Source organism: Methylohalobius crimeensis 10Ki, from assembly GCF_000421465.1.
In the GTDB taxonomy this organism is placed as follows: Bacteria; Pseudomonadota; Gammaproteobacteria; order Methylococcales; family Methylothermaceae; genus Methylohalobius; species Methylohalobius crimeensis.
Genome location: NZ_ATXB01000001.1, coordinates 1,785,342 through 1,808,838 on the forward strand (window position 1 = coordinate 1,785,342; position 23,497 = coordinate 1,808,838).

23 protein-coding genes and 1 tRNA gene are annotated in these 23,497 nt (G+C 53.0%); 14 read left to right on the top strand and 10 right to left on the bottom strand.

Going from position 1 to position 23,497, the window contains the following annotated elements; genetic code table 11:
• Positions 1 to 5 precede the first annotated feature (5 nt).
• From H035_RS18965 to H035_RS18970, 4 genes are read left to right on the top strand one after another with little or no spacing between them, the layout of a single operon-like run.
• Positions 6 to 2,090, top strand: coding sequence for a hypothetical protein (locus H035_RS18965; protein WP_022948642.1), 2,085 nt, complete (start codon positions 6 to 8; stop codon positions 2,088 to 2,090).
• Positions 2,087 to 2,674 carry a YdbL family protein gene (locus H035_RS0108920; RefSeq protein WP_022948643.1) on the top strand — a complete coding sequence of 196 codons (588 nt, stop codon included), beginning with the start codon at positions 2,087 to 2,089 and terminating at the stop codon, positions 2,672 to 2,674. The genes H035_RS18965 and H035_RS0108920 overlap by 4 nt, the downstream gene beginning before the upstream one ends.
• 1 nt (position 2,675) lies before the next feature.
• Positions 2,676 to 4,001, top strand: a complete 1,326-nt coding sequence (gene rlmD / locus H035_RS0108925) for a 23S rRNA (uracil(1939)-C(5))-methyltransferase RlmD (RefSeq protein ID WP_022948644.1) — start codon at positions 2,676 to 2,678, stop codon at positions 3,999 to 4,001.
• A complete protein-coding gene (locus H035_RS18970; RefSeq protein WP_022948645.1) occupies positions 3,998 to 4,528 on the top strand; it encodes a L,D-transpeptidase in 531 nt (176 codons plus the stop codon). Before rlmD ends, H035_RS18970 begins: the two co-directional genes overlap by 4 nt.
• 10 nt (positions 4,529 to 4,538) lie before the next feature.
• Here H035_RS18970 and H035_RS0108935 read toward each other — a convergent pair whose 3' ends face one another.
• Positions 4,539 to 5,165 (bottom strand): YqhA family protein, encoded by a 627-nt coding sequence (locus tag H035_RS0108935; RefSeq protein WP_022948646.1) that lies wholly within the window; start codon positions 5,163 to 5,165, stop codon positions 4,539 to 4,541.
• Positions 5,166 to 5,264: 99 nt separating this feature from the next.
• Here H035_RS0108935 and H035_RS0108940 point away from each other — a divergent pair.
• The 3 genes from H035_RS0108940 (at position 5,265) to H035_RS0108950 (ending at position 6,241) form a co-directional block, all read left to right on the top strand.
• A tRNA-Thr gene (locus H035_RS0108940) sits at positions 5,265 to 5,340 on the top strand.
• Positions 5,341 to 5,532: 192 nt separating this feature from the next.
• Positions 5,533 to 5,910, top strand: a complete 378-nt coding sequence (locus H035_RS0108945) for a type II toxin-antitoxin system RelE/ParE family toxin (RefSeq protein ID WP_022948647.1) — start codon at positions 5,533 to 5,535, stop codon at positions 5,908 to 5,910.
• Entirely contained in the window at positions 5,891 to 6,241 is a 351-nt protein-coding gene (locus tag H035_RS0108950; RefSeq protein ID WP_022948648.1) for a helix-turn-helix domain-containing protein, read from the top strand. The genes H035_RS0108945 and H035_RS0108950 overlap by 20 nt, the downstream gene beginning before the upstream one ends.
• A gap of 513 nt (positions 6,242 to 6,754) precedes the next feature.
• Here the strand turns inward: H035_RS0108950 and H035_RS21300 are convergent.
• From H035_RS21300 to H035_RS21305, 4 genes are all read right to left on the bottom strand, one after another.
• On the bottom strand, positions 6,755 to 7,579 hold the full coding sequence (locus H035_RS21300) for a DNA-primase RepB domain-containing protein (protein ID WP_084684864.1): 825 nt from the start codon (positions 7,577 to 7,579) through the stop codon (positions 6,755 to 6,757).
• Between the two features lie 390 nt (positions 7,580 to 7,969).
• Positions 7,970 to 8,728, bottom strand: coding sequence for a hypothetical protein (locus H035_RS0108965; RefSeq protein WP_022948652.1), 759 nt, complete (start codon positions 8,726 to 8,728; stop codon positions 7,970 to 7,972).
• Complete coding sequence (locus tag H035_RS18975; RefSeq protein ID WP_022948653.1) at positions 8,707 to 9,708, bottom strand: helicase RepA family protein; 1,002 nt, start codon at positions 9,706 to 9,708, stop codon at positions 8,707 to 8,709. The genes H035_RS0108965 and H035_RS18975 overlap by 22 nt, the downstream gene beginning before the upstream one ends.
• 1 nt (position 9,709) lies before the next feature.
• A complete protein-coding gene (locus H035_RS21305; protein ID WP_084684865.1) occupies positions 9,710 to 9,928 on the bottom strand; it encodes a helix-turn-helix transcriptional regulator in 219 nt (72 codons plus the stop codon).
• A 414-nt stretch (positions 9,929 to 10,342) separates the two neighbouring features.
• Here H035_RS21305 and H035_RS21785 point away from each other — a divergent pair, with 414 nt between their 5' ends.
• From H035_RS21785 to H035_RS0109015, 4 genes are all read left to right on the top strand, one after another.
• Positions 10,343 to 12,553, top strand: coding sequence for a hypothetical protein (locus tag H035_RS21785; RefSeq protein ID WP_152485998.1), 2,211 nt, complete (start codon positions 10,343 to 10,345; stop codon positions 12,551 to 12,553).
• 25 nt (positions 12,554 to 12,578) lie between these two features.
• Positions 12,579 to 13,970 carry a hypothetical protein gene (locus H035_RS21790; protein WP_152485999.1) on the top strand — a complete coding sequence of 464 codons (1,392 nt, stop codon included), beginning with the start codon at positions 12,579 to 12,581 and terminating at the stop codon, positions 13,968 to 13,970.
• A gap of 493 nt (positions 13,971 to 14,463) precedes the next feature.
• Positions 14,464 to 14,760, top strand: a complete 297-nt coding sequence (locus H035_RS22445; RefSeq protein WP_235044563.1) for a hypothetical protein — start codon at positions 14,464 to 14,466, stop codon at positions 14,758 to 14,760.
• An 80-nt stretch (positions 14,761 to 14,840) separates the two neighbouring features.
• Positions 14,841 to 15,266 (top strand): hypothetical protein, encoded by a 426-nt coding sequence (locus tag H035_RS0109015; protein ID WP_022948659.1) that lies wholly within the window; start codon positions 14,841 to 14,843, stop codon positions 15,264 to 15,266.
• On the opposite strand, the gene H035_RS21795 is transcribed toward H035_RS0109015, so the two are convergent.
• The 5 genes from H035_RS21795 to H035_RS0109045 form a co-directional block, all read right to left on the bottom strand.
• Complete coding sequence (locus H035_RS21795) at positions 15,216 to 15,884, bottom strand: hypothetical protein (protein WP_152486000.1); 669 nt, start codon at positions 15,882 to 15,884, stop codon at positions 15,216 to 15,218. The genes H035_RS0109015 and H035_RS21795 overlap by 51 nt on opposite strands.
• A gap of 43 nt (positions 15,885 to 15,927) precedes the next feature.
• The gene (locus tag H035_RS0109025) at positions 15,928 to 17,280 is read right to left on the bottom strand and encodes an IS701 family transposase (protein WP_026596441.1); all 1,353 of its coding nucleotides are present in this window, start codon (positions 17,278 to 17,280) and stop codon (positions 15,928 to 15,930) included.
• Positions 17,281 to 17,467: 187 nt separating this feature from the next.
• The gene (gene mobF, locus H035_RS18980; RefSeq protein ID WP_022948662.1) at positions 17,468 to 20,311 is read right to left on the bottom strand and encodes a MobF family relaxase; all 2,844 of its coding nucleotides are present in this window, start codon (positions 20,309 to 20,311) and stop codon (positions 17,468 to 17,470) included.
• A gap of 389 nt (positions 20,312 to 20,700) precedes the next feature.
• On the bottom strand, positions 20,701 to 21,045 hold the full coding sequence (locus H035_RS0109040) for an HVO_A0114 family putative DNA-binding protein (protein ID WP_026596442.1): 345 nt from the start codon (positions 21,043 to 21,045) through the stop codon (positions 20,701 to 20,703).
• The gene (locus H035_RS0109045) at positions 21,042 to 21,329 is read right to left on the bottom strand and encodes a toxin-antitoxin system TumE family protein (RefSeq protein WP_026596443.1); all 288 of its coding nucleotides are present in this window, start codon (positions 21,327 to 21,329) and stop codon (positions 21,042 to 21,044) included. Before H035_RS0109045 ends, H035_RS0109040 begins: the two co-directional genes overlap by 4 nt.
• Before the next feature lie 449 nt (positions 21,330 to 21,778).
• Between H035_RS0109045 and H035_RS21800 the strand changes: the two genes are divergently transcribed.
• Genes H035_RS21800 through H035_RS0109055 form a run of 3 tightly spaced genes read left to right on the top strand, consistent with a single transcriptional unit; the run spans position 21,779 to position 23,389 of the window.
• Positions 21,779 to 22,126, top strand: coding sequence for a hypothetical protein (locus H035_RS21800; protein WP_152486001.1), 348 nt, complete (start codon positions 21,779 to 21,781; stop codon positions 22,124 to 22,126).
• A 28-nt stretch (positions 22,127 to 22,154) separates the two neighbouring features.
• Positions 22,155 to 22,889 (top strand): hypothetical protein, encoded by a 735-nt coding sequence (locus H035_RS0109050; protein WP_022948665.1) that lies wholly within the window; start codon positions 22,155 to 22,157, stop codon positions 22,887 to 22,889.
• A complete protein-coding gene (locus tag H035_RS0109055; RefSeq protein ID WP_022948666.1) occupies positions 22,886 to 23,389 on the top strand; it encodes a hypothetical protein in 504 nt (167 codons plus the stop codon). The genes H035_RS0109050 and H035_RS0109055 overlap by 4 nt, the downstream gene beginning before the upstream one ends.
• Positions 23,390 to 23,497 lie beyond the last annotated feature (108 nt).

A 23,497-nucleotide genomic window follows, 5' to 3' on the forward strand; every position in this document is an offset into this window, starting at 1 on the left:
CGGACGTGGGCGTTTGGCGGAAACGAATCGGCCTGACGGCATTATTGCTGGCCGGCGTCTCCTTGGCTTCGCCGGTATTGCATCTGGCGGTCGATCACCTGCGCTACGGCCCGCTCAAGTTGGAAAACGCATCGGCCAATCTCACCCCTACAGAAGGCTATCGGCTGGCTTTCGACCGCCTGAGCCTGGCCGCCCCTCCCTGGCAAATCGATCGACTCACCCTGGCTTGCCCGAACGGTCGATTGACTACGCGGGCCCTGGAATGCCGTCAGGGAAACCTGGCATTGCATCTGCCGCGCCTCGGCCAACCCCTGAAAGCTAATTTCAGCGCCCGCATGGGTTCCGACGTCGGCGGAATGACGCTGGCTCCCATTCGCTTCGCTGGTGGCCGCTGGCGCCTGACGGGGGATTATCGCGGCAACGATTGGCAAGCCGAGTTCCAGATCGATCGGCAACCCCTGGCAACCGACTGGATCAAGCCTTTGTTTTCCGGTGCGCTTGCCTGGCTTTCCCGGCTGGAAGGCCATCTCGCCGGCCATCTCAACGCCGCTGGCTCTCCCGCCATCGATCAGGTGAATTTGAATCTTAAGGGGACAGGGCTGACCTTCAACGATCCGGACTACACGCGCGTCGCCGAAGGACTTGCAGTCACCTTACAATTTCAGGGCGACAAACCCCTTCGCCATCCACCGAGCGGCAATCGATGGCTCGGCGACCTGAACCTCGAAATTCCCGCCGGAGAAGGTTTGTATCTGCCGGTTTATGTGCCGTTCAAGCAACATCCGGTCCGGTTGCGGACCCGCTATGCCTGGAACGACCGGACCACCGAATTGGAACTGAAAGATTTCGGTCTGGTCCAGCAAGATGTGCTGACGGTGACCGCCGAGCAGGCTCGAATCGAACACGGGAATTTGTCGACCCTGTCCGCTTCCTTTCGAGGCAAGCTGCCCGCCCTGTTTCGGCTCTATGCCCAGCCATTCCTTGCCGGCGGCAACTGGGAGGGGCTCGAAATTACCGAAGGCACCGCCCAAGGGGTAGTGATCAGAAGACGACAAGATCCCGATCAGGCGCACCTCTATCTGGAAGACGTCATCCTGACCGACCGAGACCGTCGTCTGGGCGTCAATCGACTCAACATGAACCTGGCCTGGCAAGGGCATCCGAAAAATGCCGACTCGCCTTCGCCAATCTCCCGCTTGAATTGGCACGCGGCCCATCTCTATGCGCTCCCTATCGGCGAGACGGAAGTTTTTTTTCAATTCACCGATGACGATTTTCGCCTCCTTTTGCCGGCCGAAGTGCCCGTTCTGGACGGCCATTTCTTCATCGACCTTTTGGAAGTGTTCGATCTTTCCGCCACGCCCCGCGTCCGGTTTCGCGGCCACCTGGACCAAATCTCCCTGGAAGTCCTGACCCGCGTCCTGGGGTGGCCGCCCCTGACCGGCACCTTGTCCGGCACCATTCCCAATGTCACCTACGATCATCGCAGCCGGACCCTCCAACTGGACGGCCGCCTGACGGTGAAGGTATTCGACGGCACCATTGTCATCGAACACCTGGTGATCACCGATCTGTTCGGTGTCCTCCCCCGGCTCCGGGCCGATATTCGCTTCCATAATTTGGATCTGGAACAAGTGACCGGCCATTTCGCCTTCGGCCGCATCACCGGCCGATTGGAAGGTCATATTCGGCAGCTTTACCTGGAAAACTGGCGGCCGATATCTTTCGACGCCTGGTTCGGCACCCCGCCGGACGATCCGTCCCGCCACCGGATCAGCCAAAAGGCGGTGAAAAATTTGACCGATCTGGGCGGCGGCGGCGCTACGGGGGCTTTGTCCCGAACTTTCTTTCGCTTTTTCGAGGAATTCGGTTACGATCGCATGGGCTTGGGATGCCGCTTAAAAAACCAGGTCTGCGAGCTTTCCGGCGCGGCCCCGGCACCCGACGGATACTACATCGTAAAAGGCGGCGGCCTGCCGCGCATCGACGTCATCGGCTATAATCGGCGCATCGACTGGCCGACTCTGATCACCCGGCTGGCCCGTATCACTCAAATCAAACAACTGGAATCACCCGTCATTGAGCCATGAAAAAACCCATTTCTCTCTTTCCTCTGCTGCTTTTGATGACCATCGCCTCGTGCGTCACCGTCAACATCTATTTTCCCGCCGCCGCGGCGGAAAAAGCCGCCGACCAAATCATCCGCGACATTCAAAAAAGCGCGCCGGACGGCACTGAACCCCAGTCCAATCTGGGTTGGCGATCCTTGCGCACAGCGTTCCGAGACTTGATGTCCCTGGGGATATCCTCGGCACACGCCGCCGCCGACCTGAGCATCGACAGCCCCGAAATCCGCGCCCTCCGGGCGTCCATGGAACGGCGTTTCTCCAAGCTCAAATCCTACCTGAACCAAGGTTGGGTGGGTTACGCCAACAACGGCCTGGTGGCGGTGGTGAACAAAAGCCGGATTCCGCTCAGAGAGCGGGCCGGCGTGGAACAAATCGTAGCCGCCGAGAACCGCGACCGACAAGCGCTCTATCAAGCCATCGCCCGCGCCAACGGCCATCCGGAATGGGCCAACGATATCCAGGCAACCTTCGCCAAACGCTGGATCGCCAACGCCCAGCCGGGCTGGTGGATTCAAGCCGCCAACGGCAGCTGGAACAAGAAATAAGATGGCTCGACGACGCCGCAAAGCTTTACCCCGGGAACCGGTCACGGCCGAAGTGGAAAACCTCACCCACGACGGACGCGGCATCGCCTACGTGGACGGCAAGGCGGTCTTTATCGACTCAGCCCTCCCCGGAGAAAAAATCGCTTTTCAATATACCGCGCTGCGCCGCGACCATGGCTGCGGCCGGGTGGTGGAGGTTTTCACCCCGTCTCCCGACCGCGTCTCTCCCCCCTGCGCTTTCTTCGGCACTTGTGGCGGTTGCAGTCTGCAGCACGTGGACTCCGACGCGCAGATCCGCATCAAGCAGGATTTATTGCTCGAACAGTTCCGCCGTATCGGCAAAATCGAGCCGGAAGCGCTCTGGCCCCCGCTCACCGGACCGGTCCGGGGCTATCGGCGCAAGGCCCGCCTCGGGGTCCGCTACGTGCGCAAGAAAGGGCGGGTCCTGGTGGGATTCAGGGAACGGGGCAGCAGCCTGGTGGCCGATATCGATCACTGTCTAGTCCTGCACCCCCACGTGGGGGGACGGCTGGCCCCTCTCTCGGATTTGATTTCCAATCTGAGCATCCGGGACCAAATCCCTCAAATCGAAGTGGCCATGGGCGACGAGCGCTGCGCCCTGGTCCTGCGGGTGCTGCAAGACTTACTGCCGGAAGATTTGGAACGGCTGAGGGCGTTCGGCCGTCGGTATGAATTCGACCTGTATTCGCAACCGGCAGGTCCCGATTCGATCATCCCCCTGATCCCCGAAGCGCCTCCTCTGCTTCGGTATCGCCTGCCGGAAGCGGTCGATCTTCGGTTCGGGCCCTTGGATTTCACCCAAGTCAACGCCGACATCAATCGGAGCATGATCGAACGGGTGCTCGAAGTGCTCGCCCCCCGTCCCGGCGAGACCGTACTCGATCTTTTTTGCGGCCTGGGCAACTTTACCCTTCCCCTGGCCCGCCGCGGAGGAAAGGTGGTCGGCGTGGAAGGCAATCCCCAAGCGGTGATCCGAGGCCGGGAGAATGCCCGGCATAACGGCATCGCCAACGTCGAATTCCATTGTCACGACCTGACCCGGGATCTCGCCGGCCTCCCTTGGGCCCAAGCGCGTTACGACAAGCTGTTGTTGGACCCCGCGCGGACCGGCGCCTTGGAAGTCATGGACCATATACCCTGCTGGGCACCTGAACGAATCGTCTACGTCTCCTGCAATCCCGCCACTTTGGCCCGGGATCTGGGGCATCTGATTCATCACCACGGCTATCGGCTCAAACGGGCCGGCGTCATGGACATGTTTCCCCATACCGCTCACGTGGAATCCATGGCCCTATTGGAGAAATGAATACCTATTTGTGGATCAGCCTGCCGGCGCAACGGCTATATCAAATAGATAACGGTATAATTATCCGTGAATATCCCATTTCCACCGCCCGCAACGGTCCCGGTGAACTGGAGGGAAGCGGCTGCACCCCGCGCGGATGGCATGCCATCCGCGCCAAAGTCGGCGCACGATTGCCGCCACGGGCGGTATTGGTGGGACGGCGCCCGAGCGGTGAAATCTACGACGCCGAGCTGGCCCGCCAACATCCAAAGCGGGACTGGATTTTGAGTCGGATTTTGTGGCTAAGCGGTCTGGAAATCGGTTTTAACCGCTTGGGCAAGCAAGACACCTTCCGCCGCTATATCTATCTTCACGGCAGCCCCGATCATCTCATCGACGGAAAACCGGGGTCGTGCGGTTGCATCCGCATGCGCAACGCGGACGTGATCGAATTATTCGAGCGGATTGCGGTGGGGACGCGGGTATACATCGGCGATACCCCTCCTCACTCCGTGAGGTTTCCGACCGACCAGCATCCACTGGCCTAAAGCAGGCGGTTCAATCCCCGCCGTGATCCTCCTTGGAACCCAGGTGATAGATACCGGAATGGGAGAGAAACAGCGCCAATCCCACCAAGGCGATGCCTCCCGCAAACGCCAATAGATCGGCAGGCGTTGCAAATTCCATTTGAATTCCGCGTTCGAAGAAACGGACGATCAAAATCATCAAAATCACCTTTCCCAGGCGGCTTTTCAGATCGTCCAGATTATTGATAATCAGAACTTTGGCGAACGCTTCACTCGTGCGCGCCTTATCCAGGGCGCTAATGAACAGTTCGTAGAGTCCCAGGGAAAAAATCAACAACACGGTGGCCAGAAGATACCCGTCGATCACCTCCACCACATGAGCGATCGCCACGGCGCGTATCTCCTTGCGCACCGTATCGCCCAAATCCGGGTCCGCATAATGCCCCAAATCGCGGATCAAGAACCAGGCATCCAGTGTGGCCAGATAAAATACCGCAAATGCGGTCGCCAAACTGGCCAGAACCGCCACCAAAACCACCAATCGGCTGCCCCAAAGACCGTTCTCGAACCATACTTCCAGACGATTGAACGCATTCGAAGTTGAATGAGCTTTCTCCCCTGCTTCCGGGAGCTTGACAGGTTCTCGAACCGGCGGCATGTTCCCTCGCATTTTTCCGAATCAAACGGCGTGCATCATGCCCCAGGAGAAAAAAATTTGCCAGCTAAAATCAAAGCCGGCTAGAATTTACGGCCAATAGCTGGCGTAGCTCAGTCGGTAGAGCAACGGATTTGTAATCCGTCGGTCGGGGGTTCGAATCCCTTCGCCAGCTCCAGTTAAATCAAGTGGTTATAGGAAACCGGCAACGTAAGCCGGCTTTTTTGTTGCCGTTACGTTGCCGTTTGGGATTTGAGAAAGGAGATTTTGGGTATTCCCAAGAAAATTTTCAAAGTGTGATAGGGTTAACGTTTTGCGCTGAAGCTTTCGCTCCTTGCCTCATTTATACCTGTTCAGGTATAGTTTCCGCATGGCCGACCAAGAAAAACCGCTCATCTGGATCGGGAGCAGCAAGAAAGACCTGATGGCGCTTCCAATCAATGCGCGAAAGTTCTTCGGTCACGCTTTAGACTTCGCTCAGCACAGCGATCAGCACGATGCAGCGAAGGTCCTAAAAGGCTTCGGCGGCGCCGGTGTCTTGGAAGTGATCAAGGACGATGCGGGCGGAACGTACCGTGCAGTCTACACTGTCAAGTTTGAAGAAGCCGTGTTCGTCCTGCATTGCTTCCAAAAGAAGAGCAAGAACCGGATCGCCACGCCGAAAGGGGACATCGAGATTATTCGCGCACGGCTAAAAGTAGCCGCGGCGATCGCTAAGGAAATAAGAGATGACAAAACGCATCGTTGAAGGCATCGAGGTCGAAACGGGTTCCGGCAACGTCTTTGCCGACCTTGGCCTGCCAAACGCCGAAAAGCTCAAGATCAAGTCCGCCCTGGTGATCGAGATCACCAGGGCCGTGCGCAAGCTTGGTCTTACGCAAGATGAAGCTGGCCACCGCATGGGCATTCCGCAACCAAAGGTATCGGCCTTGTTGCGCGGCGACTTCACCAACCTGTCCGAACGCAAGCTGATGGATTGTCTTAACCGGCTCGGATACGACATCGAGATCAAGGTGAAGCCGGCGGAAGAGCCGGTGGGACGCGTGAGGATTGCCAAGGAAGCTCGACCCGGACCTTGAAGATCGTCACGGACCGGGACGGGAGAGCTTGCGAAAGCGGCTCACTTGTTGCTGAAGTTTGTCGTTCCAATCATTGCCTTCGTCGGGCCGCCCGCGCCGTTGGAAGTACTACATTGAATGATCGAAACATTTTAGCCCCTGTTAGCCCGGCGTTAGCCCGGCTGAATCTGGCGGCTGGTGCGGGGTTTAGCCCGTTTAGCCTGTTTAGCCCTTATATCATTAACAATTGACTATGATTAGATTCCAATGAATATATCTAAAGTGCGTTTACTGCCCCCCCCACCGCTAAAGTCAATAAACCACGCGCCCCCACTCCTGGGGCGTGGAGAGATGAGAATCAATCCATCCTGGCTAGCTGATTTGATTTGGGGTGGGATTGGGGCTCTAGAGCTTAGGCTTGGCTTGATCAAGGTGTAACGGGGCGGTAGGAAAGAAGGGGGCGGCCTGGGCTTGCAGCACACCCATCTCCATCGCCCCAGGGGGGGGCCGTGGTTAAGCATGTCCCGCCGATGTTTAAAGATTTAATTTTGATCTGCCAAGTTTTTTCAATGCAGCACTAATTGTTCGTCGAGCATAGCGTTCCGCATCATGGCCGCGCCGCGGGCGGCAATGCTCGACGAGATTTTGAAGCACTTGCTCAGGCGTGACACCATTTTCCAGTTGACCCATCACATAACCCCATTCAGAGGCGGATTCATCCCTGATTGATGAACCACGCCCCCGCCCCTTGCGGCGATGGAGATGATGGGGGTTGGATTTTCCTTCGGTTGGTTGTCCTGCCCTTGTGTTAGCGGGTTGATAGCGTGGCAAATTTGGATTTGGAGAGCTGATCAAATTCACCCAGCACCTCCGCTTGTGGCTTTTAAAACCGGGCATCCGGCCGAAGTGCTCGCCGGACACGCTTCCCGGATCACCCACCCCCATTTGTATTATCTTTTTTTGCTCCTTGTACCGCTCATGCTGATCGAGAGGCTTGTCTGTCAGTATCCAGGCATGACAGCTGTTGTGGCTTGTCTCGATCACCCACGCCTGGTATTTGAGCGAAACTGCCGCCGCCACTTTACGCGGCAAATCATCCAAAAAAATCACCGAGGCGGGATCATTAGCGTGCGGGCGGAAATACACATCCGCCCCACGCACCGACCGCGCGCGCAAGTGCGGCAAGAATCTCAGAGCATCGTCAAGAAATAAGTGTCGATACGGCCTTTGCACAAATTTCCATTGTTCTGGTGGGTCGGCTGGATTTTTTGCGAGGCCAAAATCCAGTTGGTCCACCTTTGCCAAACGGCAAAACTCCGTCAAAAAATTTGATTGAATCTCAGCAATTGATTTACGCATTTCATCTCACCTCCAAAAAAAGCGCCAAGACTTTAGACTCTCCAAAAGTCCGGGCCTCACGGCCCGGACCTTGGCGCAGGTCAGGCTTGTGATATGCCCATCTCCATCGCCCCTTAGGCGCGCGCGCGTGGTTCACCACCCCACATCAAGGCCAGGGGCTCGCGCCCCTGGCTTTTGGAAAGTCCAAACCCACCACAAGCCCTCGACAAGGGGGGGGCTTTTGAGAAGCCCCCCCCCTTGTCGAGGGCTCCTGAATATATTCTTACTGAAATATATTCCTGAAGGATCGGGCTTTAACGGAACGCTTGGACACAGGTGAACGAAAATGGACAACTCGGCCGGGCTTTTACGGAACGCCTGCCGGGCTTTAACGGAACGCCTGATAATGCTCTAAATCCGTTTAATACGATCATCATCAACCTCAATCCCTATTTCACGAAGTTCTTTGGCATCGGATCTAATTTGCCATCTCGCTTTCCTCATCTCCCTTGCAGACAGATCACCGGATGCTGCTATGATCAGCGTGTCAATTCGCCAGCCGCCTGCAGGCGTTTTGGAATGAGACAAGACATGCCTCGCCACCGCCTGCGATATTCCATGTTTCGTCTGGTTGATCGATTCCACATCATAGTAAAGAGGAATGTCATCTCGCAAAAAAGCTCTCCCTACTCTTCCTATTTTCACAACCCACAGTTTTCTTTCTCCGCCGAACGGGTTAAACTTCAATTTGTTTGATTCACATACTTCATCGATCAGATGCCCCTTGACTCTACTGATTCTTCTATTTGGTATAGTCACATCAAGCAGTGTGGTCATGATATCATCAAGCAATTTATGAATCGTTTCATAGCTGTAATGATTTTTCTTATCTGTCAATTTCCTCCGAATGGTATAGAAATCAATTAACAGATAAATACAACCATCCACTTCTTTCTTGTTAATCGCATTATTCATGATCGTCTCAATCAGCGTGGCATGCACTTGCCCCAGCCTTCCTTTTACCTTCACTTTTCCCCAGCTAGTTTTAATTTCCTTTATCTGGTTTGTCGGTCGCTTTGACGCTTGAAATATTCTACAACGGTGCTGATGCACCGTTGTCGTAGGCAATAAAGCCTCCTTCAAAATATTCAAACTATTCCTTTCAACCATTCCGGCACCTCCTCTTTTTTGCTGTTTCCTTCAATCATTGAAATATGCGGACTCCCTCCTTTTTTGGTTTTCCTATTTCTCTCCTTTTCCATGTTAGCAGCTTCCTTTAGATCCAGTATTTCGGAATTCGCAGGACTTAAAACTCCGTGCAGCCCCCGCCGAAACCAACACTCATTTCCTTTTTTACCGTAATTGATTTTGCTTCCTTCCAGTTTCACAAAATCAAGTCTCTCAGTCTTGTCTATTCCCATCTCTTTTGCTTCATTCACACTCATGTCATTTAAATTTATTTGATATCTAACATTGTCAGTCAACACCGAATGTCCTCGAGCCGCCGTTTGTGATCCTCCGCCACCATTTTGTAGTGAGCTTTTATTCATGTGGTGGCAAATCAATACTGTGCAACCTGTTTCTTCAGCTAAACCTTCAATCACAGACAAAAATAACATCATCATTGAATCATCGGTTTCACTTTCCAGGTGAAACCTTCTCATTGTATCTAGAATTATCAGTCGCTTTCCTTGCACCATTTTATGCACTTGATTGACCCAATGCTCACTTATTTCTCCGTTTTGAATTAAAAAGTGTTTTTTGATCGAATAAATTGATAAGTTTTCATCTAATTTTTCAATAGTTCCGATATCAAGTTTTTTGGCAAATTGCTTGATTCGATGCAAAATTACCACAACAGGATCTTCGGCAGTTATATAAGATGCTTTACCGCTTCCGTAAATCCAATCTTCCTTTTCTGATATTTCACAAAAATCAATACCTGTTGCAACAGATGCGCAAAGTTGCAAAGCAAGATTTGATTTTCCGACGCCGCCGGGAGAAACAATTAAACCTAGACTACCCGCAAGCAAACCGGGAATCACAAAATCCAATTCAGGTAAATCTTCATTTATCGCATCAATAATGCTAATTGATCCGTCTGTTTTAATGAATTCATGCCCTGGTTCAATTCTTGATTCAATATCCATTTCAAACCCCTCCTTCCTTGATAAACCGCTCAATATCTTCACCCCGCCAAACACTCACTCTCCCAATTTTTACTGGCCCCGGAAATTTACCCTGCCTGATCCAGTTATAAAAAGTTGAGCGACAAACAGGTATGATTGGTTCAATGCCTTTCTTTTTGTCACCGATAATATCTCCAATTCTAAAAAGCCTCTTTTCAGTCAAAAAATTATGTTTCCTCATGATTGCAATCCGTTCCAGTTTGTTAGTGACTGGAACAGGTTATGACAATCCACCAAAATGCAATTTTTAGTAAAAGCCCCAAAATCGCGTTTATCCGTAAACACGTCCCCCAACCCCCGAAATCTAACAACAAACACAAGCGGCCAAATCTTATGGGACGCATCCGGACGCCCGAGTTTTTGAATAAACACGATTTCACGCTTTTATTTCCTCACGTCGATCTCGATATTCGCTGGTAACATGATTGTGTCGCTGATGAAAGCGACTTTCTAGACAACATGGCGAATTGGAAGGGCGCTCCGGCGCCCTTTTTTTTGAATAAAACGATTTTGCACCGTTTTTTTTTGCACAGATTTGTGTACATGCATGCAAACTTGCTCTCAAGATTTAATAAATTAAACGGTTGAGAGCCTTATGTTTAAGCTTAAAAAAATTGAATACTCAAATAATTTAATTGGCTGGCTTGGTTTTTTGATGCTACTTGTATATTTGTTAACTTTTCTCATACCAATCGCCACCGCCCAGGCCGCCGACCAAGCCGGCTTCAGCGCCACCGATCCGGGCTCGGAGCCTGGCCAGGATCCGCAAACCAAGTTCATCTACGACCCGGTAAAGCTGACGAACCAAGGCGGCGACAATCCGCTTTCCAGCGCTCCTGCCGGCCCGGTCGATTCCGAGGGAAATCCAGTAGACCCGAATCGGGTTATCGATCCGGAAGATCTCCCAGAAACCCAGACCGACACCGACCGCGATTTCAATTTTGGCGGCCTTGGGTACCAAGACTCCACTTTCGTCCCCGGCCGGTCGACCTTCGCGGATCCAAATGTCCGCCTGACCGGCACGACCCTGGGCATTGATAACGTCTGCGTCGATTTTCAAAACGAGCAAGTTACCGACGCGAACGGCAACACGCGAACGGTCCAATATTGTGCCGATTACGATCCCCGGTACCGGACCCGCCTAACTTGGCTCGGGGAGCGGTCGCCAAGGTGCCAGGGCATCCCCGGTGCGACCTTCCATTTCGATGAGAGCATTCCAGGTTATCAAGGCACCATCACAGTGACGGATCTGCTCGATGACGAGTCGGGGGAAACCAAAACCTATCGGTTGGAGTGCTACGGGGATGACGGCGAGCTTAATCCTGCCAGCTATACAGTCGGCCAAGGCGCCAGCCAACCGGATTCCGTGACCGTTTCCATCCAGGCGGACCGAACCTCGCTGATCCGCGGCCAAAGCACACGAATCCACTGGAACTCATCATCCGCGCTTCGATGCCTACTAAACGGGGATCAGGTTCCTTTCAACGGTTCCCGGCGGGTCACCCCGAATGCCAATACGACCTATGTCCTCCGATGCTCCGGCCTCGGCGGCTCCGCCCGGGATTCGGTGACCATTCGAGTGAATGATCCGCCACCGCCTCCTGAATTCAATGTCACGCTGAATGTGCCCAGTGTCATCACCAACATGTCCGGCCAGGTCTCGTGGAGCACAAACCTGCAAGCCGATTCGTGTGACCTGTGGGCTCGCCGGCCACACAGCGGGCGGCCTAACCGTTTCACCTTGGCATGGAAATCCAATCTTCCGGGATCGGGAAATCGGGCGGTTTCCAGTTTTTTCCCTGTTGGGGTAGAAGGCCCTTATGTATTCGAAATCGAATGTCATAAAGCCGGGTTCGACAATGCGTTTGCAAGCAAGCAAACCGAGTTCGTTAGAAAGCAATCATCAAGTTCAGGCAGCTGCCCACCTGGCACCCATGTGGTCATCGCGTTCCCGAGGAACCGGTGTGAGCCCGATAGCAAGCCTTCGGATCCAGTTGATCCGCCTTTGGTCGACCTCGAGGGCAATGATTCAGTCAAGCCGGGGGCCTCGTTCACGCTCGGATTGAGCGTCGATCCCGCCGCCAGTTGCTCCTATTCGGCTTCGGGTGCCATCAGCGGTTCCGGAAGCCTTGGAACTGTGAACGGCTCCCGGGGCTTTGGTCAGATGGCGCCGAATGTGACCTCTCCAACATCGGTGACCTACAGGGTTGATTGCACGGCCAACGGGAAATCTGGATCGGATTCGCATCGGGTCAACATCACCCCGGAGCCGGCGTTGAATGTGTCGGTCTCCGCGTCACCCTCACCGGTCCGGTCGGGGGATTTTATAACGGCGACCGTGAATGTCTCCCCCGTGGCGGCATCTTGCACCTATCAACTGAGCGGGGCCATGAGCGGAACCGGAAACGTGGGCACGGTTTCCGGGAGCAAAAGAAAATCCTTCAGGGCGCCGAACGTTAATCGCCGAACTCCCCTGAATATGAGTGCCACCTGCCGCAAATCTGGGTACAAATCGGATTCGGGTTCCACTTCGGTCACCGTGGAACCGGTGCCGGAGCCGAAGTTGACAATTAATGTGGCCACTAGCGTGTTCGGGGCCGGGGGTAATCGCTTCCGGAGGATTCGGTGGACGGCTTCTGTGCCGGGGTCGACCTGCCGAATTTGGGATGATTTTGGGTATGACAAGAACCATAACGATGATAACGGAAATATCACAATTCCTCGTCCGAACGAAGGCGATTCCGACGGCTGGATTCAATGCGCAAGCCCCAAAGGTCAAAAAACACCAGTAATGAAGATTTTCTAATTCATAATTTGTATATGAGGTATTTATGAAAAAGCGTTTATTGCTATTGATGTTTTTTCCTGGGGTTGTTTTTGCAACACCTGGGGTAAATCTTATTTCTCCGGGAGATGATGAATTTCTAACCGTTGGCGCCACCATTTTTGTTCAGTGGGAAAGCCAGGGAGTGGAATCCTGTCGCGTTGAGTTTCCGGGCGGGGTCGAGGAAAACTTACCTTCGTCCGGGGTATTTATTTCTCCAGAACTAAGTGAATCCGGCCCGGGAACGGTAACTGTAAGTTGTGAAAATCCCGCCGGCCAAACCGTCTCGGATTCGGCATCCTTTACAGTTCAGCCGGCCCCACCGGGGCCTAATCCTCTCGTTGATACTTATCTGTCCCCAGACATCGGAATGCTTGGGGAATACAATCCGATGGAGACGGTTCAAGTATCCTGGGAAGTCGATACCACCCGTACTTCCGTTGATTCATGCGTTGGTGTGATTGACAATCCTCCATTTTCCACGATTTCCCCAATCACGGAAGGTGGAATGGGTCAAGAAGACGAAGAATTCAAAATCGATAGTGTAACTGGGAGTATTGACATAATCACTGACACTAGCAAAGAAATTGAAATAATTTGTACTAACAACGCGATTAATTTTCGCGTTCCAACGGGTTTTTTTATTAAAATAAAACAATCCGACTTCTCCGCCAACAAACCTTTCTACGTTCCCGGCGAAACGATCCGGATCGAATGGGTATTACCCGAAGATGAGGTCGTTCTAGAATCTTGTCAAGGCAATTTCGGCACCAAGAAATTCGAGGTTGATTTCGACCGTTTTATTGAATTCGATTCCTCCGAATCGGTCACCGGTATCGAGCGCTCCGCCTTCGGCCGCCGGGACTTCGTGGCCGAGAAGCCGGTCGTCGCCAGGATTGAATGTGATCGCTTTGATGGCGGAACGGAAACCAAAATTGTTAAAGTCTTCGTGGACGACCCGACGACGCCAGCCGACAATACCGGCGCCTTCACGGATGATAAGGGGACCGATTTTGCTGAACTGGAATCGCCGAATGGCTTTCCCTGGCACGCACCGTTCCCGGAGGACATGGAATTCGATGTCCCGGTCACTCGCCTGGAAACCGGAAACACGATCGCCATCAGTTCAATCAATGTCGGCGGGACATCTTACTGGGCCCGGTTGGTTCCAGTACCGCATCCGGACGGGCGCATGGCGTGGAAACTGGGGCAAGCTGGGCTCTCGAAAGGCCTTCCGTTGCCGGGGAATGTGTATGATCCCGCAACGGAAAAGGTCACATTTGACCGGGTCGATGCCGAGGAAATCGATGGGGTCTATCGGGCGGTGTTGGAACCTTGGAACAATCTGGAGGATCCGGCTATGCACTGGGTATTGAAGGAAGTGCATCGAGTCGAGTGATTACCTCGTCCACTTGGAGCCGCCTTCGGGCGGCCATTTTTTAAACAAAAAATTGGAGTAATCGCATTCAATGAGCGCTTTTGGAGGCATCACAAACATCTACCTGTCAAAGATACCCATCAAGGAGCATCTCTTGAGAAAAATAAATCGGATGAACCTTGAGATCCTGTTTTTGGCCCGCGACCTCGCGAAAACCAACCCCGACCTCGCATCCAAATTATTTGGATTTCCCGACTTCGTCATGGAAATCGTCACCCAGTTAAATCGAGCCGATATTCGCAAGATGGCGAAAAGCACCACCCCCATTTTCGCGTTGAAAATTCCTCCCAGGACGTGGAGCCATAATCTCGAGCGACAATCGCTCCGAGGGCTTGCTCAGTCGGAAACGCCTCCATCATTTCGACAAGACGTCCCGCTTATGGAAGAGACGCCCGAATCTCCCGAACCAAGACTCATGAGGCAATTCAGAAGAATCTGCCTGGAGGTTCTCCTAATGATACGGGACGAAGTCGACATCGATCCCGAGGGCGTTTCCACCCTGTTCGGTATTTCCAAATCCGAAATGCAGGTCATCGCCAAAATGCGGCGTGACGACATTCATGAGATGGCGGAGGAAGCCCAACCGGTTTTCGCGCTGATACTTCCTCCCAGGGTTTGGAAGCGAATCATCGAACGTAACACGCTGCTGGATCTTGGCATGACCAAGCAGATTTCGGTATTGAGAATTGAGGAAACGGATTTGAAATATTTGAAACAAGCTGTAGAATCGGTCGATGATAATGAACCCTGATTTCAAAAAAATAATGGAAGAAGAAATGAAAAAATGGAAAGAAGTTTTGAAAGAACTCGCCAAGAAATAGAGGTGAAAAAATGAAGGCTTTTGGTGGATTTGGATTGGGATTAGCTCTTGGTGCTGCTGATGCGATTGCAGATTCGATTGCAGAGAGAGAAGAAGAGAAACTGATCGCTCTTGAAGAGCGACAACGCCGGCGTCAAATAGAGAAAGAACGGCAGCAACGCCAAGCTGAACGCCAATCTCAGCGCGAGTTAGCAATCGAGCAAAACGATTTAAAAATCAAAAACACTGAATTATGGTTTGAAAATTATTTGCTGAAAAACAAGGTTAAAGAACTAGAAGAAAAAGAAAGGCAGCTAAAAGCTGCCACCACAATCCTGGACAATATTATTGAAGAAATTGGCGAGGAAAAAGTTCTTCAAATAGTAGAAAATGCTAAGCGGAAAATATTATCCCAAACTAGCATTAGCACCACCAGTAGCACCGGGCCGAAGAACTGAAAACAGCTTAGCCAAGGATTGAGAAATGGCTTCAGCTATTTTTGCTAGACGGCCAGCCGATTCTGAATTCAATTTATTCATTCTTTCTCTGATTTGACTTAGCTTCTGTAATGCTTTCTCAGCCTCTTTCTCTGATTTTATTGACAGAATTGAAGATGCTGCATTCATTCCAATCCGAGCCATTTTCTTGTTATCTATTTCTTTACCATTTTCAATCTCGGTTGCCACTTTTTCAAGCCCTGAAATCGCTTTCTTTTTTCTTGGGAAAGTTTGAAATCCAGGTATTTTAATGCTCGGTAAATTTATGTTAATACCAGGAAAACCTCCCAGTTCTTCTTGTTGGTGGTTATCTGTATTTTTGGCGACTTGATCTTGATTACTCGACTGATTATTATCTGCTTTGCGCATGGCATGACGCACAATCGTTAAGTGGTCAAGTCCAATTCCGTATTCAGCTGCCTCTTTTGCTAAGTCCTTCAATTTTCGTGGCCATTGTTCAGGTGTAGTGTTTATCACATCAACAGTAAACCCGCCAATATCAACATCCAAGGTTTTGAAATTATTTTTTACACCGGCTTGCCAAACTTTAACATGCTCTAAAAATCTTTCTTCGCTCACCGGAGTGCGCTTTATTTCTCGATCATTAGCTCGACTTTCCCCATTATGCGGCATAGCACATTATCTCGATACAGCGGGTCAGTAATGGGTTGGGATTTTTTTCCACGTCGGTGGCTGGCGGCGACCTGGAAAAAAGGTGTGCACTCCACAGGTGACGGCGTACCAAGGCCAACGCATCGATAAAGGTCGGGTGAGTTTTGCGATACCAGGCAGCGGTACGCACCGGCATCGCCTGGTTGGCGACCAGCCGATCGGCCATGAGGGTGACCAGGGAGAACAAGCCGAGCAGGATGGGCGTGGTCCGGGCGATCGCCCGCCTTGACCATTGGCGCTGCGTTTCCAGTCCCAAGTGGGCACGGGTTTCTTCGAAGGTGACCTCGACCTGCCAACGGCGGATAAACCACTGGACGATCTCTGTCGGCGCGGCCTTCGGATCCGTGCACAACAGCGCTTGGGCCTGGAAGCGCTGGAGCGGATCGCGGATCAGCACCCAACGGAGCGGTACGGGCGGTTTGCCCGCGTGGTACCACACCGCCGTGCCCGAGGCGATTTCCACCGGGCGGTCGGATTCGCCATACCACCGCGCAACGGTCAAGCGTTGCCAACGGGTCGCCGGGTCGGCGGCCACTTGCGCCAGCGTGGAGAGCCGTTTCCCCTTTTTGCGCGGTCGTCCAGAGCGGCCCGGTCGCGGCGGCGGGGCCGGTTCGTACAACGCCGCATCCAACCGCAGCCGGGTCACGACACTGAACCGGTCCCCAGTGACGGCCGCCAAAAGATCCAAGGCCGCAAAGCTCTGATCGGCGACCACCACGATCGAGCGGGTGGGCAACCAGCGCCGGACCATCCGCAAGAGCTGCCGGGCCCGCTCGGTCAAGGATCGATGCGCACGCCGATAGCGCCGATAGTAGCGCTCCGAGGGGCATAGCGAGGTCAGAAAAGGAAGCGCCCAAACCCGATGGGCCCAAGGGATCGGCACCAACAGCATCAGGCTCAACCAGCGCAGGCCGCTGGCTTTCACAAAATGCCCCCGGCTGGAGCGGACCGGGTCCCGGTAGATCCCCCGAGCACCAATCTTGCGCCCCCACCGTCGCTCAATCGTGTCATCCAATCCCATCACCAAGGGTCCCTGCCAGGCAAACGCCTGGATTAACAGCCCCAACAACAGGCGACTGCTGGCCAGCCCAGACCACCGCGCCCGGCTGAGCACCCGATGGTAGTTCTTGAACCGTCGCTCCTCGCCGAGCCCCATCACCCGAAGCACTGCCGCCACCGTGCGTCGACCAGGCGTGAGGATCGCACCTATCAGTAACACTTGCGCCCGTTGCCATACCCTTTTGCTGAACAGCGGTGCAAACACCTTTATAATCGACAAGACGTCGGGAGGTAATCCGCCCATCTGAAGAACCTCTTTTTGGTCGAAGATGATTCTTCATAGGTGGTTATCTCCCGGCCCTTATACAACCCCTCAAATGGGGAAAGTCGAGATTAGATGCTGTTAGTTTTTCAAAGTTTTTGACCATTCCCACTGAACTTGCATTTGTCATCTCGATCACCTCACTTAATTAAGTGCCTTGACTATTATATTATAACCCAATCCTGTTATCAGATTTGATTTTTTTGATTGCCTTCGGAATAGTTTCCGATTCAAGAATTTGCTTTTCTATCTTTTTGTAAATCGAATTAACCAACTTTTTGAACTCAAATTTTTCTTTTAAATTCGAATCGCCACTAGATGATTGCAAAGCGGTTTGGCGTTCCGCCCATGTTTTCCATCTTTGCGATAATTTATCGGAATCATCCGTGTAAATAGTAAGCGAATGCCTCTCTCTGGAAGTCGCAACATAAGCGCTTTGAGCCGTTGCAACCCTATTCCCTTCGCCAGCAACGATCACATTATCAAAGGTTTGGCCTTGGCTTGAATGAATCGTGGTTGCCCAGCCGTAATCAATCGCGATATGTGAGCCAGCATCTATTTTTATTTCCTTTTCCTCTCCCGAGATTTTGACAATTGCGGAACCGTCTTCGATTCTATCAACTTTCCCGCCCATTCCATTTTTTATTCCTTTCTCCTTGTCGTTTTCGCGAAAAACAATCCGATCCCCAGCCGCCAGATTTATCTCGCGCCGACTATAAACCCGGGCTTCCCCCACCTTGGAAACCGGAATCTTTTTCGATTTTCCGTCCCCACCGGTCGCTTCGATCTCAAGTAGCCCGGCCGCTGAATCGACCTCCTTGACCTTATATAATATGTCCTCCCGACCTTCCCGGATTTTGAGTAACATTTCTGGTCGCCATGAATTTAGATTCAACCGCCTGGCCCGCGTCATGTCGAATCGGTCCAATGCGTTGACACTAATCCCGCCTCCATCAATCTCACCAGATTCTTTGAGAGCTTCCCGGATCCGGTTGTTGATTTCCTGCCTTACCCGGTTTGTCCCGCTCACAATCAGCGTCCGCTCCCGATCTTCAGGAGCCCTTGCAAGCCAGTCATCAGCCGCGGCCCGGGCAATTGCGGCCTGCCTTTCCGTGACGGTCACCTTTTCGCCGGGCGCCGGCGAATTGATTTTGACCTCCTTCATATATGGCCGGGCCCGTTTGACCGCGCCGGCGGCGTCGCCTTTGGCAAATCGTTGAGCGATTTCTCGGAGTCGGGGATCATGCTGGCGCTGAATCTCGTCTATTTTTGCGTGTTTGATGCTGTTACTTTTTAATAATTGGTCAAATGGCGAACCCGCTTCGACGCTCGAAAGCTGCCGAGGATCACCAATCAGGATCACCCGGTCACCACTTTGGTCTACAGCCCGCATCAGCCGTCGCATGTCGCGTGCGCTGACCATGCCGGCTTCATCTAACAAGACAAGCCGCGGCCGCTTTTGTTTTTGATGTTGGCCCGCTTGCTTGGATCGTGTCAGATATGAAGCAAGCGTCCGGGTGTCATTCGTCCCCACGCCTTTAAGCTCGCTGGTGGCTGAGGACGATGGCGCCAAACCAACAACTTCATAACCATCCTGTTGGAACGCTTGCGTCACGCCGGCCAGGGCGGTGCTTTTGCCGGCGCCGGCGGCGCCGACGATGCCAATGTACCGGTCCGGAATCGTCAGGGCAGCCTGGACCGCCTGACGCTGACCCGCGCTGTATTCATATCCCTGTTCATTTTCACGCTGAGCGATAAATTCTTCCGCCCCCAATGAATCCGTTAGCGCTAACGCTTTTTCTCTCCCCGTCAGGGCCCGGGCAAGGATTTCGGTTTCGATTTCGATTGCTTGCCAGGTCGTGTATTGATCGTCGCCGGCATGAATCAGGTCATCATTTCCATCGATCGCCCGCAAAAGATTCTCATAATCCACGCCACCAGGTCCGGCGAATTCGAAGGCTTCCTTTATCAAATCATCGTGGCTGAAAACGCTGCTGCGCTCGCTCAAATGTTCGACCGCTTGCCTAATCGCCTCCGCCGCCGCCTTTTTGCTGGATATTGGTTTAGTGGATGATGAAGACCGCCTGACAACAACGCCGGCATCCAAGATACGCTGTTTCCATTCCTGGACCTGGACGCCGCCCGCAAGCTGGCCCTTGCCGCCCCGGCTTGCCAGGTTTGCCGCCGCGCGCTGATTGGCGGTCGATTCATCTCGGTTAACACCAAATTCTTCCTTCATGCCCTCATCAATCTGCCGGCGCCGACCACTAAATTGCTCGATTTGTTGGTCTGTGATTGACGCAATTTCAAAACCATTTTCGGTTTGCCGGAGGTCGTAACCTAGCGATCTAAGTCCGCTGGCAAGCGTTGATTTATAGATGTGATCAGCCAGGTGCATCCTTGCCGCATGCCGACCAAAATCAAGCTCGACCGCGCCCCACTTGCCGTCTGCCCTCTGGGTCGCATTGATTAGAATAGAATGCGAATGGATTTGTGGATCGACGACACCATCGACCGATCTTGCGTCTTCGTGTCGATAGACCCCGGCGAGCAAGTTGCCGGTTTTTTCTTGTATGCGACTTCCTTTCCCGCGTCGGGCGACGACAACTTCTTGTTGGATGTAATCCAACCCAGCCCGCACCGCATCATCATGTAGGTTGAAAATCTCTTGTTTTGCTTCAGGTGATGTATCGGGATGGAAAGCAAGGATCGAAACGGATTTCGGGGCGGAAAAAGTTAAGTCTACCCCCAGCTTCCTGTTGCGGGTTTTGTCGAGTCCAAAAGGCTTGCCCTCAAGAACCCGCACCAAATCAGACCGATTGACCGAGCCAGAAAGACCCATGCTCTTCGCCGCCGCACCGCGCCAAAAACTCGGGGCGCCGCCGCCATCGGAGTAGTAGCCGACCTTGTTACCCGCTTTGTTCTTCTTGTGTTCCGCATACTGAGCTACCCGCTGGGCGCCGCCCTCGGATTTCAGATGCTTAATTGAGATCATTAGTCGAAAACAAATCATTGATTTGCCTTCGATTTTGATGAAGTTTGCGTGAAGGTGGGGGCGTAGTAAACGCGGTCAATTGCGGTTTATTCGTATCCGCCGTCAGTTAAGTTGACACCTATCTGGTTATTGGAAATAATGTGACTGTCACTTTATTTTAGAGATGGTGAAGGGGAAAGGATGGGAAGAAAAGCATTGAAGCGAACAGGGCCAATGAGCGCGGCAGAAAGACAAAGTGAACGCCGGATCCGATTAGATGCGACGGTCATCGAGGTTGAGAGTGAGGAATGGACCGAATCCGTATGCCTCCACGTCCTGACCAGCAAGCGATGGAGGGGTGGCCCGCTAGACAAAGCTGCTTGGAAACAACTCGGGAAACTCAGGGGGTTTATGTGACTGTCACTAAATCAAGCAACCCGGGTCACCGTGAAATCAACATGCACGGCATCGTAGGGAAAAATCACTCGACCGGATTCGGTACGCTCCAGCACACCGGCATTGAGCAAGGCATGCACGTCGCCATGCACGGACTTCACGTCCCGGCCGACCCGTCGTGCAATCTCCCGAATCGTCATTTCCCCACGTCCGGCCATGGCTTGAATGATTTCCCACCGCTTTACGGTGAGCACCTTCCATAGCAGTTCAACCGACTCGAAGGAAATGAACTCACCCTGGCGCTCGCCTCGAAAGGCCGCGGCCGTCTGACGCCTGGTCTCCTCCAACGAGGAAACACCGAATGTTACCGTCCTCATTTTGATGCCCTCCACGCTTCAACATCCGTCCAAAAATCCACCTGCAACGCTTCCAGATCAATGAAGCAATACGGAACCTCTCGATCCTCAATATGTTTATGGTCACCTTTGCCTGCTTCGTTGTCGTAACGAATCCGGCAAAGTCCTTCCGATACAAGCGCTAAGCGATATTTGAAGTGATGGCAGCTGCCACGTACCGGCTCGGGTACACGCCAAATCACGATTTCAACAAAGGTCGTCTCCGACAGTAATTGGCGCTTGCGGAATAGTAGTTCGGCCTGCATGTTGGAGTTTATACCAACGGATTGGGTTCCCGTCAATTTATGGGGTCAATGAGTTACCCCTACCCGGAAAAAGTGACTGTCACACTATCAAGAAACCGAAATTGGGCCCCCGGGAAACCGCACATCAGGATCGGGAAACACAACAGGCTCCCTGGGAGCGGTTGTGTGGGAATAGACCAGACCCGCCAGGGAAGGCGGGGATGGGCGTCTATCTACGCTTTTTTGGCTCCGAAATGTATGCGTTCTGCATCCTATCTATATACATAAAGTATCCAAACCTCATTCAACCTGCTCCCTATCGACTCAAATGGAAGCAAGCTGAATCTAATTAGCATCCATTTCGACGCGAATAATTACGAATAAACACGATTCCGACCCTTTTTTTCGCCGTCTATTGCCTGCATGCATCAGGTAGCCTGATGCCGTGATCAATCTAAATGGAGTAACCAATGAAGAAGCAATTCCCGAATGAATTGCTTGAGACGAGCAGGACGGCCACGGCATTCGTTCGGGCTCATCGATCCGAGATTGAGCAAGCAAAGGAAAACGGTTGGACATGGGGACAAATCGCTGATGCGGTGGGGATCGGCCGTCATGCACTAAAGACTGCCTACCACCGCCACCGCCACCGCCTCAAGAAATCGGATCGCCCCGGCCTCCGAAAATCTGATTTAAGCCGTCGACCTGGAGGAATTCAGGAATCATCGGCATCAACGCAAGCACCTAAATCGCCACCGTCCCCAGCAAAAGAGAATCCGATCCAGGGTGATAGTGATAAAGAGTACTTCAGTTTTTAATTCAACCTTAACCAAAAGGAGAAACCAAATGACTCAAAAAACCAAAATCATTTTCAGTCACGGGGAAAAGGGTGGAGTCGGCAAATCGCTGATTGCCTCGGTACTAATCGACTCCGCAATCAATAAATTTGGTGCCGACCAAGTACTTGTTGTTGAAGGTGACCCCGGAATCCGTGATGTTGCAGACCGGTATCGTGGTCACGTGAGGGGAGAAGCGATTCCACTGAACCGCCCTGACCCGATGGCGGCCCAGGACGCGGTGAGTCACTTGTTCGATCGTGTAACCGCACACGCTGCCCAAGTGGTGGTGGTCAACTTGCCTTCCGCCGCGGGCGAGACATTGGATCCCCTAGCGCCCGATTTGATCGCCCCGGCCGCCGAGGCCATGGGCATTGAAATCGGCGTGACTTTTGCAGTCGGTCCAGGTGTTGAAAGCGCCCGTGCCGCGCAGCGCTCCCAGGAATCCGGCCTGGTGTCGATTACCTATCCAACAAGCCACCGGCTGGCGGTACTCAATGCGCATTTGGGGACCCCGAGTCGGTTTGCCTGGCGGCGCGAAGACAATGCATGGGAAGGCCATGAATCAACCCTGCCGCCCCTGCTGGAGCGTGTTGCAAGCAAGATGAGGAGCATCCCTGGACCGTTGTCGGTGATTGCGGAATCGGATGATTTGCAGATCGTCGAACGAATTATCCTATGGAAATGGCTCAAGGAGGCGAATGAAATTGGAAGGTTTTTCTTTGATGGTGAGGTTCTGGAATGAGTAACAAAAGGGATCAAGCCCTCTCCGGCCTCGATCCAAAAATCAGGGAGCTGTTATCGGAATGGGGTGCCCGGGAACGGGTGGCCCCAGAAGATCCCAGCTGGGATGTCATGTCCGCAATCGCCAGGGGAATTCAGTCGGCGGATGAATCCAATCGAGCGGCTGGGCTAATCAAAGCCGAGGTGGTTTTGATTCCGTCACACATTAAATCCGCTGCCCGGGAAGCCGGCAGGGAAATGACTCGATCGATGATCAGATCCCACAAGATGATTTCTTTTGCCAGTGCGGGGGGCATCGTCCTGTTAGCGATCCTTGCTGGCGCCGTATTTTGCTTGTTGGGCCTCGCAACAACCGGGCTTCTAAACCCAACCCAATTTGCAATCAAGCCCGCCCCAGCCGGCGGCGTGGAAATCCGGGCCCCGGGGCCGGTCGATGCGGCTTGGTGTCAAAGCCGCCGTCGGGATTGTTTGTTGTTGAAATCAAAGGAGAAATCGAAATGACCCACAAAAGACCGACACTGACTCTGAAACACCGTGCAGAGAAAAAGCCCTCCAACAAACCAAAACCGGCATCAGATGCTCAAGCATCTGTCCGAATCGTTTCCAAGC